Genomic DNA, 14,754 nt, shown 5'->3' on the forward strand with positions numbered 1-14,754 from the left:
GATGCGCACGTCTGATCTGGCGTCGGATACGCAGCCGACCTGCCCAAATGGGTCTACCGGCAGTAGGCTGGGCGGGAGAAACTCGACGATCAGCCTCGGTCGCTGTCGCCGAGGGATACGACCGCAGCATTTCCTACGAAATGGAATCGTCGATGTCAGAGTTCGACCCGCAGGCCCAATCGGACCCAGCAGCAAGCTCCAACCCGCAGCGAGAGAAGGGGCGCCGCCGATCCATGCTGGTCGCGGCCTTCGGCACCGTCGTCGAGTGGTACGACTTCTCGATCTTCTTCTACGTCGCGACCATCCTGACCACCGAGTTCTTCGGCGATCGGACCGACTCCCTGCTGCTCACCCTGGGCGTCGGAGCCGCCGGCTTCCTGTTCCGACCGTTGGGCGCCATGGTCTTCGGCCACCTCGGCGACAGGGTGGGTCGCAAATCAGCGCTGGTCGTCTCCGCCGTGCTCATGGCCATCGCGATGCTCGGCATCGCCATCATGCCCACCTACGACGCGATCGGCATCTGGGCCGGCGTCGGCATGGTCTTCTTCCGCTGTCTGTCGGGCTTCTCCGTCGGCGCCGAGTACACCGGGATCATGGTCTTCCTCATGGAATCGGCCGGCAGCAATCGGCGCGGACTCGCGGCCAGCTGGGCCGCTGCCAACAGTGAGGTCGGAGCTCTTCTCGCGGTCGGATCCGGGGCATTCCTGGCCGCCACGCTGTCTCCTGAAGCGATGAGCTCCTGGGGATGGCGGGTCCTGTTCGTCCTCGGTGCCCTGTTGGCCGCGCTGATGATCCCGCTGCGTCGGATGATGGAGGAGACGGACACCTTCAAACGTCTGCAGCAGGCGGAGAAGAGCAAACCTGCCCTCAAGCACAGTCGTTCGCCCCTGCTCATCGCCTTCCTCCAGCAGCCCCGTGCGATCCTCGTCGCCTTCCTCATTTCGTCGATCGGCTCGGTCAGCTACTTCCTCAACATCACCTACGTGCCGACCTACATCGAAGAGGTCTCGGACGTGAAGAACTCCGGGTCCCTCGCACTGGGCACGATCGCCGCCGTCGTCGCGATCGTCATCACCCCGTTCTTCGGCATCGCCTCGGACCGCTTCGGACGGAAGAAGACCCTGGCCGTGCTCATGGCCGTCTTCATCCTCACCACGATCCCCGCATATGCCCTGCTGGGCGACGGGAACTCCGGCGTCGCCGTCTTCGGGGCGGCGTTCCTCGCCGTGCCTGCCGCGGGCTGGAGTGCGGTCGCGGCGGCCATGGTCCCCGAGCAGTTCACCGGGACGAGTCGCTTCTCCGGAATGGCGATCGGCTACAACGTGGCCACCGTCCTCTTCGGCGGGCTCTCCCCGCTGATTGCGACCGCGCTGATGAGCTCCACGGGTCTCACGCTCGCCCCGGCCATCTATGCGACCGTCATCGTCGTCGTCGCGGGCATCCCGACCCTGATCCTGGCCCGCAATATGGCGGGCAGGCCCTTGGCAGAGGTCGACCATGACAAGGACCTCGTGTCGGTGTGAGGGAGTCAGCGGAAAGGCGCCAGACGTCTGAATGAGCGAGTCGGTGTCGGGTCAGTTCCGGGGGAGTCGCTCCAGGAGCCAGGAGACGATCTCCGGCCAGGCGCGTTCGGCGACCGAGCGTCGCAGCAGACCGTGATGGCCGATGCGGGAGACCTCGAGCTCCTGGGGCGTGAAGGTGCGTCGTTCCACCTCGGCGAGGCGGACATGGTCGACGAGGGCGTCGATCTGAGCCGGTGACGCCCACTTGTCGTCGCCGGCTCCGGTCGCGAGCACCGGCGTGCGCAAGCGAGCCATCCGAGCGGTGGCACCGAGGCTCGGATCGTCGAAGAAGTACTCGGACATGGACACCCACCGGCCCCATTCGAGCATGGCCGCAGTGGGGATGTCCTCGCCCAGACCGAGGCGTTTGCCGGGCGCGTAGCCGACGAGCGGACTGATCAGGGGGCCGAGGGCTCTGAGGATGAGGCCGACTCGCAGTCGTTCGGCCAGCGGATTGATGTCGCGCAGCGCCGCTCGCGCGGTGCCCACTGTGACGATTCCGTGCAGGTCGTCGGTGCCGTTGCCCAGCAGCAGAGCATGACCGCCGAGGCTGTGCCCGAGCGCGAGCTTCGGCAGTTCGGGAAATTCGCTTCGTGCCCAGGCCGCGACCGCATTCGCGTCTTGGTGCATCCAATCGCGCATCCGCAGCCGTGTGTGCTCGTGCGCCGGACCCGAGGCAGCCACGCCTCGCACATCGTAGGTGAGCACGGCCAGCCCGCGGTCGACCGCGTAGTCGGCGAAGTTCGTGTAGAAGCGGGCCGGCGTCGCCGTGGCGGGATGGATGGTGAGGAATCCGACCGGAGTCCCCTGCGGCATCAGGAGCGTGCCGACGATGTGGTCCTGCCCGTCGGGGGCGCTTGTGTCGATGCTTCCGAGACCGGGGGCGATGGTGCGTGTGGCACCGGTGACCGGAATGTGCACGGAACTCATCATTGTGCTCGTCATGGACCCAGGCTAGCGATGATCCAGCCAACAATCTACTGATCAGTAATGATTCTGTGCGGTGGGTGCCCGTGGCGGCCGGGGAGGAGAGATCAGCCCTGCGTGCGAGCCTTCCAGTCCGCGACCTCTGATTCGGCCAGCTGAGCGGCGACGCCGATGTAGCTCGCCGGAGTCAGAGCGGTCAGCAGCTCAGTCTCGGCCTCGGGCAGTCCGAGGCCCGCGACGAAGGACTGCAGATCGGCCTGATCGATGCGCTTGCCGCGGGTGAGCTCCTTGAGCTTCTCGTAGGGATTGTCCATGCCGGGCACTCCCTGCAGTCCGGCGGCGCGCATGACCGACTGGATCGCCTCGCCGAGGACCTCCCAGTTGGAATCGAGGTCGGCGGCCAGTGCCTCTTCGTTGATCGACAGGGCGGCCAGTCCTTTGACCAGGTTGTTCATCGCCAGCACCGAGTGGCCGAAGGCGACGCCGATGTTGCGCTGGGAGGTCGAGTCCGTGAGGTCGCGCTGCATCCGTGAGGTCACCAGGGTCGAGGCGAGCGAGTCGAGCAGTGCGCAGGAGAGCTCGAGGTTGGCCTCGGCGTTCTCGAAGCGGATCGGGTTGACCTTGTGCGGCATCGTCGAGGAACCCGTCGCGCCGGCGACGGGGATCTGCTTGAAGTAGTTCATCGAGATGTAGGTCCACATGTCCGTCGCCAAGTTGTGGGCGATGCGGTTGAACCGTGCGATATCGGCGAAGAGCTCTGCGTCCCAGTCGTGGGACTCGATCTGAGTGGTCAGCGGATTGAACGTCAGCCCCAGGCTGCCTTCGACGAAGGTCTTGGCCAGCCGGGGCCAATCGGCACCGGGCACGGCGGCCAGATGAGCGGAGTACGTGCCCGTCGCACCGTTGATCTTGCCGAGGAATTCGCCGGCTTCGATGCGTTCGTACTGACGGCGCAGGCGGTGGACGAACACGGCCAGCTCCTTGCCCATCGTCGTCGGCGTCGCCGGCTGGCCATGCGTGTGCGAGAGCAGGGGGACCTCGGCGAGCGCCGAGGCGGTGTCGGCCAGGGAGTCGATGAGGGCCTTCGCGCGGGGAAGCCACACATCGACCGTCGCACCCTTGACGCCCAGCGCCCAGGACAGGTTGTTGATGTCCTCAGAGGTACAGCAGAAGTGGACGAGTTCGCTGAGATCGTCGGCACCGAGCTCGACTAGCGCTTCTTTGATTGTGTACTCGACAGCCTTGACGTCGTGGACGGTGACCGCCTCATGGGTCGCGAGCGTGGCGATCGTCTCGGCACCGAAGTTCTCGGCGAACTCGCGAAGCCCGGCGACCTCGTCCTCGGTGAGGCGCCGAACGCCCTCGACCACCGAGTTCTGGGCCAGGTGGATGAACCACTCGACCTCCACGATGATCCGATTGCGGTTCAGGGCCGCCTCGGACAGGTGATCGACGAGGTCAGCGGTGTCCTTGCGGTAACGGCCATCGAGTGGTCCGAGAGCAATGGCGGGCGAGATGTCAGCAAGCGAAACGGTCGGCATGCTGACAGTTTCTCATGAGCCCGGCGCGGGCGCGGAACCGACCGCCCGGCGACGACCCCGCTGCCGGCCGAGAGCGGTGACTCGCGCTCACTCGCCTGTGGAATCGGCGGTGACTTCGACGTCGAAACCCTGTGGAGCCTCGACGGGCGTCCACAGGGGTCTCGAAGGAGCTTCCGGCGGGGAAGCGCCCAACCCTACGGTGAAGTCGGACCAGGGCACTCGGGGCGAGCAGGAAATCGGACAGGAGGTTGACGGTGATCACCGATGAGCTGGCGGCCAACCGGGACGGGTGGCGGCATCGAGCGAACGAACTGCGCAGCCTGGCGCAGAGCTGTCGGCAGCTCGAGGGGTGGGACTCGCCCGCAGGGCGCAAGCTCGGCGATCGGCTGGTGGCGTGTTCGGATTCGATCATCGCGCTTGCGCAGCGCGCGGACAAGCTCGCCGAGGCCTACGACCTGCATCTGCAGGTCGTCTCAGTGGGAGGCAGGCTCCAGATATGAGCGATGCGACGAGACCGGAACCGAGACCGCAGGGCAGATGGTTCGCCGTCGACGTCCGCCGGATCATGCGGCTGCCCGACCGTCTCAAGCCTCTCTGGCCGCACGAGCTGATGCCGCACGCCGACGACGTGGGCCCCGCACCGACCGTCGACGAGAGTGCCGACGGTGCAAGCGCGGGTCCGAAAGCCTCGGCGGGGGACACGGCCGCGGGCGAAGGACCGGGTGCCGGGACGGCGATCGGTGAGACGCTGATGCTGGAGGAGTCGACCGGCACGGAATCGACGCGCGGACTCGATGTGCTCACCGCCTGGCTGACGGGCTTCGCGGCCGAACTCGATCTCACCCGCTCGCGAATGACCATCGTCGTCAGCTCCGGGGAGGAGACCGCCCACCTCGAAGTGTGCCTGGGCGACGACATCGCCTCGGCCATCCTGGTTCTGCGCGGTGTCGGCTTCGAGGAGTTCGAGGGCTACGAACTGCTCAGGCGCCTTCGACCACAGGACCTCGCCGAGGCGGTCGAGGAGCTGTGCTCACTGATCGAGAACGACTGCGTGCTCACCCTGAGCTGCCTGAACGAGGTCGGGGCCGCCGGATTGGAGTTCCTGCATCGTGTCGACGGCACCTGGGTCCGCCCGACGCTGGAACGCGACGGAGACACGATCACGGTCGGCGCCGGACAGGACCTCGGAAGCGGCGCGGTGGCCACCTTGCTGGCGGCGACCCTCACACGACTCTGGACGACCGCGACCCAGCCGACCCGGCGAAGTGCGACGAACGGCGGACAGCCATGATCGCGACCCGAACCACCGGCGGGTCACAGATCACGTTCGACGACCGGGCGGATGCCAGCGGCGACGAACTCCAGGGGATCTGCGGCCGGATCGGCGATCTTGCGGCAGAGGGCACGCTCGGCGACTTCGATCTGGCCACACTCCTGACTCAGGTCCCCTCCCCGCTGACGGCGATCAATGTCGACGCCTGCCGCGCCGTCTACCACCAGAAGTCGGCGCTCGTGCTCATCGAGCTCGAAGTCACCGTGCTCGCGATCAGAGCCGCGGCCATCGCCTACCGACAGGCGGAGAAGGGCATCAGCGAGACCTTCGGCGGGCTTCTCGACTACTTCGGCTATCTCACCGGTCGTGTCATCGCCATCAGCCTGCCCGTGCTCGTGCCGATCGGCATCGCGGTCGGTGCCCCGATCTATCTGGGGCTGAAGCTCCTCGACGCCACCGGTCTCGACGATGTCGTGGCCAAGCACGTCGGCATCGACCTGGCCCAGACCAAGGCGGAGGTGAAAGAGGCATTCGTCGCTCTCGTGTTCGAGAACTCCGATGTCTCCGGGGCCATCATCGAACACGTGCTGCCGGGGATCGTCGTCGGCTTCATGGGGCTGCCGCCGACGGTCCTGGCCACCGACGGAGACCATGCGGTGTGGCCGCACGACTCCAGCTCGATGACGGCCTGGATGCTCGGTGGTGCGAACATGTTCGGACTGCTCCTGCCCTCGGACGTGGAGGTCTGGCAGGCCGAAGGCATCACTCCGGCCCGTGACGAACCGCCACGCGACCTCGAGGACCTCTACATCCGGGAGGCCAATCGCCATCGCGGCGCGGACTCCGGACAGGTCAGAATCGAAGAGATCACCGCCGCGGACGGCACCGCCCGCTACATCGTCTATGTCCCCGCGACGACCGACTGGTCGGCCGAACCCGGTGAGAACACCACCGATATGACCACCAACGTGCAGGCCATGGCCGGCAACGACACCGTCATGGCCGAGATGGTCCGACAGGCCATCGCCGATGCGAAGATCGCCTCCGACGCCGAGGTGATGCTGGTCGGATATTCCCAAGGCGGGATCACCGCAGGTTCGCTGGCCGCCGATCCGGCATTCTTGGCCGATGTGAATGTGACCGCGCTGGTGACCGTGGGAGCCCCGATCTCAGACTTTCCCGTCCACGAGGACATCGACGTCCTCTCGATCGAACACGAACAGGACCTGGTGCCCGACCTCGACGGCAATGAGAATCCGGCCGAAGACCATTGGTCGACGGTCACCGTCGACTACGAGCCCGAGCAGCTGCGCCGAGCCCCGAACCTGCAGGACAAGACCGATGCCGAACTCGACGAGCTGTTCTCCTCCGCCGGAGCCGCACACTCCTCGGCCGCCTACGCCGCCTCGATAGGACTCATGCTCGGAGCCGGGCACGCCGGACTCAATCGGTTCACTGCGAAGAACTCGCAGTTCTTCACCGGCGATCTCAAAGAGACGCGGGACTACCAGGGCAAACGCAAACGACCATGAACTCCTCGGACATGCGTTTGTCGGATGTTGGAACAACTGAGCGACCATCGACAAATCGCTGTCGAGGCCTTTGGACGTGAGGCACACGCGCAGAATCCGTCTCTTAGGCTGATCTCGACCAGAACGAAAGGCACTCGACGCACTCTGCCGATGTGGCATGCAGTGAGTGGATTCGGTATCGTAGTACTACCTGTGAATCACATCACTCGAGGGCGAGATCTCACACCAGAGGCCCCGCCCGAAGTACACAGTCCACCACTGGTCACCTCCGGTGCTGTTGGACCTTGAACAAAGGAGAACTGAAATGACCTCCAACATTTCAGTGGGAACCGGCGCTGCCCACAGTCAGTCCTCGGAACCTCGGATGATCCAGATGCTCACCGAAGACGGCAATCGCGTCGAATCAGGTGAATACGATGCCTTCGCGGCAGAGCTCACCGATGAGGATCTGCGCGGCTTCTACCGGGACATGGTCCTGGTGCGTCGCATCGATGCTGAGGGCGCGGCCCTGCAGCGACAAGGACAACTCGGCCTCTGGGCGCCGATGTTCGGTCAGGAAGCAGCCCAGATCGGCATGGGACGGGCGACCCGCCCTCAGGACTTCGTCTTCCCCACCTACCGTGAACACGGTCTCGCTTACACCCGCGGCGTCGAACCGGAAACCCTCCTCGGCATGTTCCGCGGCCAGAACCACGGCGCTTGGGACCCCCAGGAGCACCACTTCCACACCTACACCATCGTCATCGGATCGCAGGCGCTGCATGCGACCGGCTACGCCATGGGAGTCTCCATGGACGGCGACGTCGGAACCGGCGACATCGAACGCGACACCGTATCCATCGCCTGCTTCGGCGACGGCGCCACCTCGCAGGGTGACGTGTCCGAGGCGCTGACCTTCGCCGGAGCGTTCCACGCACCCGTGCTGTTCTTCTGCCAGAACAACCAGTGGGCCATCTCCGAACCCACCCACGTCCAGTCCGCAGCGCCACTGTGCAAGCGCGGCGAAGGATTCGGCGTGCCCGGCCTCCGCGTCGACGGCAACGACATCATCGCGATGTACGCCGTGGCCCGGGCCAGCCTGGACTCGGTCCGCGCCGGCAACGGTCCGATGCTCATCGAAGCCTTCACCTATCGTCGCGGTGCCCACACCACGGCCGATGACCCGACGAAGTACCGTGACAAGGCCGAAGAGGAGATCTGGGAAGACCGCGATCCGCTCAAGCGTCTTCGCGCCTACCTCGACAACCACACCGAGACCGGTGAGGAGTTCTTCGCCGAGGTGGATGCCGAAGCCGACACCCTCGCCGCCCGCATCCGCCACAACTGCATGACCATGGAAGATCCCGACCCTGTCGAGATGTTCGCCCATGTCACCTCCGAACCTCACTCACTCGTCGATGAGGAACGTGCGGAATTCCTCGCATACCAAGCCTCATTCGTCGATGCAGGTGAGGCCTGATGGAGAAACTTCCCCTGTCAAAGGCCATCACGGCCGGAATGCGCAAAGCCATGGAGGACGACCCGAAGGTCGTCCTCATCGGTGAGGACATCGGAAAGCTCGGCGGCGTCTTCCGCGTCACCGAGGGTCTGCAGAAGGACTTCGGTCCGCAGCGGGTCATCGACTCCCCGCTGGCCGAATCCGGCATGGTCGGAACCTCGATCGGCATGGCCATCCGCGGATACCGCCCGGTCATCGAGATCCAATTCGACGCCTTCATCTTCCCCGCCTACGACCAGATCGTGACGCAGCTGGCCAAGCTCTACAACCGCACCCACGGCAAGGAGAGGATGCCGATCGTCATCCGCGTGCCCTACGGCGGCGGAATCGGTTCACCCGAGCACCACTCGGAGAGCCCGGAGACGGTCTTCGCCCACCACGCGGGCCTGCGCCTGATCTCTCCATCGAACGCCCACGACGCGTACTGGATGATGCAGGACGCGATCAAGAGCGACGACCCGGTGATGTTCTTCGAGCCCAAGCGCCGCTACTGGCTGCGCGGCGACGTCGACACGGCCGACCGGGGCGGCTTGGCGATGCACGATGCCCAGGTGGTCTCCGAAGGCGCCGACGTGACCCTGGTGGCCTACGGTCCACTGATGCCGACGGCCAAGGACGTCGTCACGGCCGCTGCCGAGGAGGGCAAGAGCGTCGAACTCATCGACCTGCGCAGCCTCAGCCCGATCGACTTCACGACGATCGAGAAATCGGTGCAGAAGACCGGCCGTCTGGTGGTCACCCACGAGGCACCGACGTTCCTGGGGCTGGGGTCCGAGATCGCGGCACGCCTGTCCGAACGCTGCTTCTTCAACCTCGAGGCGCCGGTCATCCGCGTCGGCGGCTACCACACGCCTTACCCCGGCTCTCGGATGGAAGAACACTACCTGCCCGACCTGGATCGCATCTTCGACGGTGTCGACCGGGCCCTGGCCTACTGACTCGAGGAGAGCTGATATGTCTTTCGAATTTCCGCTTCCTGACGTCGGTGAGGGCCTGACCGAGGCCGACGTCGTGTCATGGAAGGTCGCCCCGGGCGAGACCGTCACCGTCAACCAGATCCTCGTCGAGATCGAAACGGCGAAGTCCCTGGTCGAGCTGCCGAGCCCGGAGGCAGGGCTCGTGGACGCACTGCTGGTCGACGAGGGTCAGACCATCGAGGTCGGCACGCCGATCATCCGCTTCGGCTCCGGCTCCGGCTCTGGCGAGGAGGGCTCCTCGGGTGCATCCGCAGCCGGCCCGAGCACTTCGGAGGCACAGCCCCCGGCCGAGAGCGAAGGCGACGCCGATGGCGGTGCCACTCTCGTCGGCTACGGAGCGAAGGCCGCCTCGTCGAAACGACGTCCCCGCAAGGGCGCAGGCGTTCCGGCACCGACCGGCTCGTCCGCCGCACCTACGGCTCCTGCTCCGGCAGCGCCCGCTGCGCCGGCTCCTACGGCCCCTGCGCCGGCAGCCGCTGCGCCCGCACCTGCGGCTCCTGCGCCGGCACAGACGGGAACTGCCGATGCCGCGGGACCGGCGGCCGCCTCGGCGGGCAAACCCCTGGCGAAGCCCCCCGTGCGCAAGCTTGCGAAGGACCTCGGCATCGACCTGGCCTCCATCGTTCCGACCGGCTCACGCGGCGAAGTCACTCGTGACGACGTCAATGCAGCGGCCGAAGGCACCGGAGCAGCGTCGACCGACGCCACGGCAGTCGCGAGCACAGGGACGACGACCGCCTCGGCGACCACCGGCCCGGCAGGTGAGCTCGAGGAGCGGATCCCGTTCAAGGGCGTGACGAAGATGATGGCCAAGGCCATGGTCGACTCCGCATTCACGATGCCCCACGTCACCGAGTTCCTCGACGTCGACGTGACCGAGACGATGGCCTTCGTGCGCAGACTCAAGTCCACGAAGTTCCTCGGCGAGGACATCAAGGTCTCACCGCTGCTCATCGTGGCCAAGGCCGTCGCCTGGGCGGCGTCCCGCAACCCGAGGATCAACGCGAGCCTCGAGGGCGATGAGATCGTCGTCAAGAAGTACCTCAACCTCGGTGTCGCCGCGGCCACTCCGCGTGGCCTCATCGTGCCGAACATCAAGGACGCACACACGATGGGCCTGACCGATCTTGCCCAGGGCATTCAGGATCTGACCGCCCTGGCGAGGTCCGGTAGGACTCCACCGGCCGATCAGGCGGGCGGGACGATCACCATCACGAACGTCGGTGTCTTCGGCGTCGATGCGGGCACTCCGATCATCAACCCGGGCGAAGCAGCGATCCTGGCCTTCGGTCAGATCCGGAAGAAGCCCTGGGTCGTCGGTGACGAGATCGTCCCACGTGACATCACGACGCTGTCGGTGAGTGCGGACCATCGAATCGTCGACGGTGAGATCATCTCGAAGTTCCTCGCCGACGTCGGTCGCGGACTCGAGGATCCGACGCTGCTGCTGGCCTGAGCCGGACCGCAGCCGACAGGGACAGGCATGAAAGCCGCTTTCGTCAATCGCCTCGGCGGGGTCGAAGAGATTCGGTACGGGGACCTGCCGGAACCCGTTCCGGGGCCCACCGACTGCCTCGTCGAGGTGGCCGCGGTCAGCCTCAACCCGGTGGACACCTTCGTTCGCTCGGGGCGATTTTCCACCGCTGTCCCGCTGCCCTTCATCCTGGGCCGGGACCTCGTGGGTACCGTCGTGAGCGCACCTCCGGGAACATCGCTGGCCCGAGGCCAGACCGTGTGGTGTGACAGCCTGGGATACGAGGGACGGCAGGGCTCCTATGCCGAGCTCGCCGTCGTCCCGGCCGACCGTCTCTATCCGGCGCCCAGCGGCATCGAAGCCCACAGCACCGACGCGCATCGGCTCGTCGCGCTGGCCCATCCGGCGACGACGGCATGGTTGGGCTGGTTCGAGCATGGGAGGCTCGTGCCCGGGGACACCGTCTTCGTCGGCGGGGGAGCGGGCAACGTCGGCAACGCCGCGATCCGGCTGGCCGCGGCCGCCGGAGCCCGGATCGTCGCCAGCAGCCATTCCCGTGACTTCGACACGGTGCGGGCGGCCGGCGCCGAGGTGGTCCTCGACTATCGTGACCCTGACCTCCCGGCCGCGTGCGCCAGGGCGGCACCGGAGGGCTTCGACCTCGTCTGGGACACCTCCGGCCACCATGACGGCGAATTCCTCGCCGAGGCGACCGCTCCCGGTGCCCGGGTCCTCATCACTGCTTCCGCTGCACCGAACACCGAGGTGCCACTGGGACGTCTCTACACGAAGGACGTGTCACTCATCGGGTTCGTGATGTCTCGGACGACGGCAGACCAGCTGGCCCGGGCCGCGAAGGGCCTGACGCCCTTCCTCCGACCGAGAGCGGCCGGACCGCTGACGAGGACCGACAAGACGTCGGCCACCGGGACGGTCTCGAGCGCCGGAGCGCTGACGACCGCCATCGCCGAGGTGCTGCCCCTGTCCGAAGCTGCGCGGGCTCACCGAATGATGGAGACCGGCGAAATCCGCGGCCGAGTCGTCCTCACGCCCTGAGTCGGCGAATCGCTGTCACCCCCTGAGCGGGCGACTACTTGTCGAGGTAGGCGCTGTTGCCCTTCGGACTGCCGTCCTCGACCAGCCGTTTCGCGATGCAGTCGTCCCGGCCGAGCCCCCAGGAGCGGCACTGATCGAGAGCGGGCTCGGGGTCGTTGTAGGGAGTGTCGATGATGGTGACCCAGTAGTCGTCACCCTCGTACGCGCCCCAGTCGCTGCTGTGGATGAGGATCGCTCCCGGGTACTTGACCCGGTTGGTCTCGAACTCATCGACGATGTCCTGCTCTGTCCATGTCTTGCCTTCGGCTTCGAGTCCGACGTTCTTCGCGCTGACCTGCGTCACCCAGTCGCCCTCGAGGTCGGCGGCCTCCGCCGTGCCCTCCTTCGTGTAGGTCGCCAATGCCTCTTCGGGGGTCGCCGTCGGCTGCACCAAGGTGTCTGTCGGTGATGGTGGCGCCGATTCGGTCTCGTCACCGTTGAAGTCCACGGGGACGGTGCCGGTCGACGGGGCCAGCCATCGGACCCCGAAGAATGCCAGGAGCGCAAGCACCATGATGATGGCGATGATGACGAGGGTGATTTTGGCCCCGTTGCCCTTCTTCGGGGCGGGCGTGGGCGACAGAGGTATCTGCCCGGAGGTCGGACCGTCGGAGCCGGAGCCGACTGGGGCCGAGCGCGGTGTCTGAGCACCCGTTCGCTGCTCGCGGACGTCCGGCTGGGAACGGCCGCCGTTCGGTGCTTCTCCACCTGGGTGTGCCTGAGACCGGCGCTGGAACGGTGAGCCCCCGGCGGGGGCGAAGACGTTGCGTGACCGGTTCTTGGACAGAGGCAGATCACCTGTGTGCCGTTCGATGTACTCGTAGTAGGTCGAGTCGTCGAAGTCGGCTGCACTCTGGTTCGCTCCCTGCCCCCGTGATGGGGTCTGACCGGCACGATCGGAGTGATGCTGGTGCCAGTCAGCGCTGGTTGCTGGACGGATTCGCGGCCTCGGTGGAACGTCGCTCATCGGTCCTCCTGAGTGCCAGATGTGGTGGCAATCATCTTCTTACCTTGGCACGACATGGATATGTGTTCAACACGGAGCACAGCAGGACGTCTTGTCTGCTCGATGGCCGAGGCGAACATGGGAATCGGATGGGAACGGACACCCGGTCCGTGCCGGGCGGTCTCTCGCCCGCGTTTGCGGGACACGGGCGGACTGTGTCCGAGGGCCGCAGATGCGAGAGCCGCGCAGGACGGAGGCGAACCAGTGAATTTGCTCTGAAGGCCCGTTTCTCTCTAAGCTTGGTATCTGTTGTGTCGTAACAGGGCGATCCCGGATCGCTTCGTTGTGGCCAACATGGTGCTCACCCACCGCTGCACTCCAGCTTCGGCCATCTCTCACAGGCTACGGCTTCAGCGCTGGTGAGACATCTCGCCCGAACGGGCAAACCTGTTTTGGCGTACACAATTTTCATTGCGAACGCCGCATGCCGGGCCTCAGCCCGGTGAGTGGCCGGACCCCGTCCGGCCGGGCAGCTCGTGAAAATTTGTTGATGTCTTCCGACATCGGCGCAAGCGAGCGTGGAGTCCACGCTGTCCTGCTTGTTTCGAGGGTCGGTAACTTGTGAACTGGAGGAGAGTCATGGCAGCAACCTGCCAAGTAACCGGGGCCGTCCCTGGTTTCGGACACAATGTGTCCCACTCGAACCGGCGCACCAAGCGTCGTTTCAACCCGAATATTCAGAAAAAGCGCTACTTCGTTCCGTCTCTGCGCCGCAATGTCACTCTGACCGTGTCCGCCAAGGGCATCAAGGTCATCGACGCGCGCGGAATTGACGCTGTCGTCGGCGAGCTCATCGCCAAGGGAGTGAAGCTCTGATGGCTAAGACACAGGACATTCGTCCCATCATCAAGCTCAAGTCGACGGCTGGCAGCGGGTACACCTACGTGACCCGCAAGAACCGCCGCAACAACCCGGACCGCATCGTGCTGAAGAAGTACGATCCGATCGTCCGCAAGCACGTCGATTTCCGAGAGGAGCGCTGAGCGCATATGGCTAAGAAGTCAAAGATCGCACGCGACAAGCAGCGTCGCGTCATTGTTGAGCGCTATGCGGAGCGTCGTGCGACGCTCAAGCGCCAGCTGACCCACCCAGACAGCACCGACGAGCAGCGTGAGGAAGCACGCCTCGGACTGCAGAAGCTTCCGCGTGATGCTTCGCCAGTGCGCGTGCGCAACCGTGACCAGGTCGATGGCCGCCCTCGCGGTTACCTCAGGAAGTTCGGTCTTTCCCGTGTTCGCTTCCGCAATATGGCGCACAACGGCGAGTTGCCCGGCGTGACGAAGTCGAGCTGGTAATCTCGAGGAAGTTCGTTATCGGAAAAACGGACCGGTAACCGACCGACTTGTCCTAAGGAGGACACTTTTATGGCTAAGAACCGTAGTGAGCTCGTTGCAGAAGTTGCAGAGAATTCCGGACTGACCCAGAAGCAGGTCTCGGACGTTCTTGATGGTGTCTTCGATGTCTTCTCCGACGTCGTCGACAAGGGCGAAAAGCTCACCATCCCCGGATGGCTGTCAGTCGAGCGCACGGAACGTGCCGCTCGCAAGGGACGTAACCCGCAGACCGGTGAAGAGATCCAGATCAAGGCCGGCTATTCCGTGAAGCTGTCCGCTGGTTCGAAGCTGAAAGCCGCTGCCGGCAGCCCTAACTGAGCTGCGCGCACCAGCATCGAATGGCCCGGACCGTGTGGTCCGGGCCATTCGTCTATCCGGCGTGACCGATCCGGCCCTCGACCCGATCCGACTCTCGCTCGGTCCTCGACCCGACCTCGGCCGACGAGACTCGATCCGACGTTGCCCGGCGAGATCTCGCCACGTCGGGGCCGTGCGGTTAGCCGGGTTTCAGACTCCGGCGATATCCTTGAACCAT

15 protein-coding genes are annotated in these 14,754 nt (G+C 65.5%); 12 read left to right on the forward strand and 3 right to left on the reverse strand.

The annotated features are described in order from the left end of the window. The first annotated feature begins 152 nt into the window (after positions 1-152). Positions 153-1,523 (forward strand): MFS transporter, encoded by a 1,371-nt coding sequence (locus tag BKA07_RS04145; RefSeq protein WP_167949777.1) that lies wholly within the window; start codon positions 153-155, stop codon positions 1,521-1,523. A gap of 51 nt (positions 1,524-1,574) precedes the next feature. On the opposite strand, the gene BKA07_RS04150 is transcribed toward BKA07_RS04145, so the two are convergent. After that, a complete protein-coding gene (locus tag BKA07_RS04150; RefSeq protein ID WP_245161831.1) occupies positions 1,575-2,507 on the reverse strand; it encodes an alpha/beta hydrolase family protein in 933 nt (310 codons plus the stop codon). A gap of 89 nt (positions 2,508-2,596) precedes the next feature. Then, positions 2,597-4,030 (reverse strand): adenylosuccinate lyase, encoded by a 1,434-nt coding sequence (gene purB, locus BKA07_RS04155; protein WP_167949778.1) that lies wholly within the window; start codon positions 4,028-4,030, stop codon positions 2,597-2,599. A 254-nt stretch (positions 4,031-4,284) separates the two neighbouring features. Here purB and BKA07_RS04160 point away from each other — a divergent pair, with 254 nt between their 5' ends. The 7 genes from BKA07_RS04160 to BKA07_RS04190 all read left to right on the forward strand — a co-directional run bounded on the left by BKA07_RS04160 (position 4,285) and on the right by BKA07_RS04190 (position 11,840). Continuing rightward, the gene (locus BKA07_RS04160) at positions 4,285-4,530 is read left to right on the forward strand and encodes a hypothetical protein (RefSeq protein ID WP_167949779.1); all 246 of its coding nucleotides are present in this window, start codon (positions 4,285-4,287) and stop codon (positions 4,528-4,530) included. Next, entirely contained in the window at positions 4,527-5,321 is a 795-nt protein-coding gene (locus BKA07_RS04165) for a hypothetical protein (RefSeq protein WP_167949780.1), read from the forward strand. The genes BKA07_RS04160 and BKA07_RS04165 overlap by 4 nt, the downstream gene beginning before the upstream one ends. After that, positions 5,318-6,835, forward strand: coding sequence for a PGAP1-like alpha/beta domain-containing protein (locus BKA07_RS04170; RefSeq protein ID WP_167949781.1), 1,518 nt, complete (start codon positions 5,318-5,320; stop codon positions 6,833-6,835). The genes BKA07_RS04165 and BKA07_RS04170 overlap by 4 nt, the downstream gene beginning before the upstream one ends. 304 nt (positions 6,836-7,139) lie before the next feature. Next, a complete protein-coding gene (gene pdhA / locus BKA07_RS04175) occupies positions 7,140-8,294 on the forward strand; it encodes a pyruvate dehydrogenase (acetyl-transferring) E1 component subunit alpha (protein WP_167949782.1) in 1,155 nt (384 codons plus the stop codon). Next, positions 8,294-9,271, forward strand: a complete 978-nt coding sequence (locus BKA07_RS04180; RefSeq protein ID WP_167949783.1) for an alpha-ketoacid dehydrogenase subunit beta — start codon at positions 8,294-8,296, stop codon at positions 9,269-9,271. Before pdhA ends, BKA07_RS04180 begins: the two co-directional genes overlap by 1 nt. 16 nt (positions 9,272-9,287) lie before the next feature. Beyond that, positions 9,288-10,766, forward strand: coding sequence for a dihydrolipoamide acetyltransferase family protein (locus tag BKA07_RS04185; RefSeq protein WP_167949784.1), 1,479 nt, complete (start codon positions 9,288-9,290; stop codon positions 10,764-10,766). Between the two features lie 27 nt (positions 10,767-10,793). Then, positions 10,794-11,840, forward strand: a complete 1,047-nt coding sequence (locus tag BKA07_RS04190; RefSeq protein WP_167949785.1) for an NADPH:quinone reductase — start codon at positions 10,794-10,796, stop codon at positions 11,838-11,840. A 34-nt stretch (positions 11,841-11,874) separates the two neighbouring features. Here BKA07_RS04190 and BKA07_RS04195 read toward each other — a convergent pair whose 3' ends face one another. Then, positions 11,875-12,846: a protein kinase gene (locus tag BKA07_RS04195; RefSeq protein ID WP_167949786.1), complete on the reverse strand. Its 972-nt coding sequence runs from the start codon at positions 12,844-12,846 to the stop codon at positions 11,875-11,877. 618 nt (positions 12,847-13,464) lie between these two features. Between BKA07_RS04195 and rpmB the strand changes: the two genes are divergently transcribed. The 4 genes from rpmB to BKA07_RS04215 all read left to right on the forward strand — a co-directional run bounded on the left by rpmB (position 13,465) and on the right by BKA07_RS04215 (position 14,537). Then, entirely contained in the window at positions 13,465-13,701 is a 237-nt protein-coding gene (gene rpmB, locus BKA07_RS04200) for a 50S ribosomal protein L28 (protein WP_167949787.1), read from the forward strand. Then, complete coding sequence (rpmG, locus tag BKA07_RS04205; protein WP_167949788.1) at positions 13,701-13,868, forward strand: 50S ribosomal protein L33; 168 nt, start codon at positions 13,701-13,703, stop codon at positions 13,866-13,868. The genes rpmB and rpmG overlap by 1 nt, the downstream gene beginning before the upstream one ends. A 6-nt stretch (positions 13,869-13,874) precedes the next feature. Further along, positions 13,875-14,180, forward strand: coding sequence for a 30S ribosomal protein S14 (gene rpsN, locus BKA07_RS04210; protein WP_167949789.1), 306 nt, complete (start codon positions 13,875-13,877; stop codon positions 14,178-14,180). Between the two features lie 69 nt (positions 14,181-14,249). After that, the gene (locus BKA07_RS04215; protein ID WP_167949790.1) at positions 14,250-14,537 is read left to right on the forward strand and encodes an HU family DNA-binding protein; all 288 of its coding nucleotides are present in this window, start codon (positions 14,250-14,252) and stop codon (positions 14,535-14,537) included. Positions 14,538-14,754 lie beyond the last annotated feature (217 nt).

The organism is Brevibacterium marinum (genome assembly GCF_011927955.1).
Classification (GTDB): domain Bacteria; phylum Actinomycetota; class Actinomycetes; order Actinomycetales; family Brevibacteriaceae; genus Brevibacterium; species Brevibacterium marinum.

Excerpts from the sequence above, each read along its gene's own strand:
- BKA07_RS04145 (WP_167949777.1), top strand. The coding sequence starts at position 153 with ATGTCAGAGTTCGACCCGCAGGCCCAATCGGACCCAGCAGCAAGCTCC.
- BKA07_RS04150 (WP_245161831.1), bottom strand. The coding sequence starts at position 2,507 with ATGACGAGCACAATGATGAGTTCCGTGCACATTCCGGTCACCGGTGCC.
- purB (WP_167949778.1), bottom strand. The coding sequence starts at position 4,030 with ATGCCGACCGTTTCGCTTGCTGACATCTCGCCCGCCATTGCTCTCGGA.
- BKA07_RS04165 (WP_167949780.1), top strand. The coding sequence starts at position 4,527 with ATGAGCGATGCGACGAGACCGGAACCGAGACCGCAGGGCAGATGGTTC.
- BKA07_RS04170 (WP_167949781.1), top strand. The coding sequence starts at position 5,318 with ATGATCGCGACCCGAACCACCGGCGGGTCACAGATCACGTTCGACGAC.
- pdhA (WP_167949782.1), top strand. The coding sequence starts at position 7,140 with ATGACCTCCAACATTTCAGTGGGAACCGGCGCTGCCCACAGTCAGTCC.
- BKA07_RS04180 (WP_167949783.1), top strand. The coding sequence starts at position 8,294 with ATGGAGAAACTTCCCCTGTCAAAGGCCATCACGGCCGGAATGCGCAAA.
- BKA07_RS04185 (WP_167949784.1), top strand. The coding sequence starts at position 9,288 with ATGTCTTTCGAATTTCCGCTTCCTGACGTCGGTGAGGGCCTGACCGAG.
- BKA07_RS04190 (WP_167949785.1), top strand. The coding sequence starts at position 10,794 with ATGAAAGCCGCTTTCGTCAATCGCCTCGGCGGGGTCGAAGAGATTCGG.
- BKA07_RS04195 (WP_167949786.1), bottom strand. The coding sequence starts at position 12,846 with ATGAGCGACGTTCCACCGAGGCCGCGAATCCGTCCAGCAACCAGCGCT.
- rpmB (WP_167949787.1), top strand. The coding sequence starts at position 13,465 with ATGGCAGCAACCTGCCAAGTAACCGGGGCCGTCCCTGGTTTCGGACAC.
- rpmG (WP_167949788.1), top strand. The coding sequence starts at position 13,701 with ATGGCTAAGACACAGGACATTCGTCCCATCATCAAGCTCAAGTCGACG.
- rpsN (WP_167949789.1), top strand. The coding sequence starts at position 13,875 with ATGGCTAAGAAGTCAAAGATCGCACGCGACAAGCAGCGTCGCGTCATT.
- BKA07_RS04215 (WP_167949790.1), top strand. The coding sequence starts at position 14,250 with ATGGCTAAGAACCGTAGTGAGCTCGTTGCAGAAGTTGCAGAGAATTCC.